Below are 1,220 nucleotides of genomic sequence, written 5' to 3' on the forward strand. Positions count from 1 at the left end.
CGGGGGCGACGCCGGTGTTGTCGCCGTTGGAGGCGGCGCCGGTGCCGGCGACGGTGGAGGCGACGTGGGTGCCGTGTCCGTGTGGGTCGGTGGTGTCTTCGTCTGGGATGAAGCTGACGGTGTCCTGGATTTGGTTGGTGAGGTCGGGGTGGGTGGGGTCGATGCCGGTGTCGAGGACGGCGACGGTGACGCCGTCGCCGTCGTAGCCGGCGTCCCAGGCTTCGGGGGCGCCGATCTGGGGGACGCTGTCGGCGAGGGTGGTGTGTACCTGGCCGTCGAGCCAGAGCTTGAGGTCGCCGTCACCGCGTTCTTGGTCAGCAGTGGCGGAGGAGGCGATGGTGGACCAGAGGGTGCGGGTGTGTTCCTTCTCCGTGGTGAGGGCGTGGCCGTTGATGGCGGATAGGTCCTGAACGATTTTCGTGCCGTGGGCCGCGGTGGTGGTGCGGGCCGACGCTTCCGGGTAGGTGGCGATGAGGGGGAGGTCGGTGGTGTGGGCGTCGTCGTAGCCCATCTCGATCAGGTCGGTGACGTTGAACAGTCGTTGGTCGAGTCGGTCGTCGGCGAGCAGGGGTACGGCTTCGTCGGGTAGCACGTACAGGTCGTCGCCGTGTTGTTGGACGCTGAAGCCGCCGGTGGCGTCGTCTGGCTGGTCCACTTCGGTGATGGTGTTGCCGTCGGTGCGGGTTCGGACGGTGACGATGTCGCCGGTGACCAGGGTGACGGTATGTGTGCCGGTGATCGTGCCCGCGGGTGTGGCGGACGAGGTTGAGGGGGATGGGCCGGCGGTCGCGGCGGCGGGGTTGGTCGCGGCAGTGGAGGCCGCGATCATCCCGGCTGCCACGGCGGCGGCGATCAGCCGCCGCCGTGACCCGCCAGCGGTGAAGGGTCCTGGATGGGAAGACATGGCATGGTTCCTACCGTTGATCACCCGTTGAAGGAAAGCTGACGACCGGCGGGTAGCCGCCACGGCGCTACTTCGCCACCGGGTGACAGCGACTCCACTGTTGGGCATCGTTTTCAGCTGGCGGGACGAGGTCGGCTTCGTGGTGTCGGGCGCGAATCGTGTGCGTTGGGTTGGGGTCTGGCGGCGGTTCCCGGACCGTTGTCGGTCCGGGAACCCTCCGTCGGTTGGGTCAGCGCAGGCCGTAGGCGCGGATGAGTTCTTGTCGGATGGCGAAGCCGGTGTCGGTTTCGGCGGCGGCGCGGAGGGAGATGAAGCC

1 protein-coding gene is annotated in these 1,220 nt (G+C 68.4%); it reads right to left on the reverse strand.

Annotation, left to right across the window (positions count from 1 at the left end; translation table 11 throughout):
* A partial coding sequence (locus T398_RS26500) for a S8 family serine peptidase (RefSeq protein WP_496450533.1) occupies positions 1–904 on the reverse strand: 904 nt, incomplete at its 3' end.
* Positions 905–1,220: the final 316 nt, after the last annotated feature.

Source organism: Salinispora goodfellowii (genome assembly GCF_059570675.1).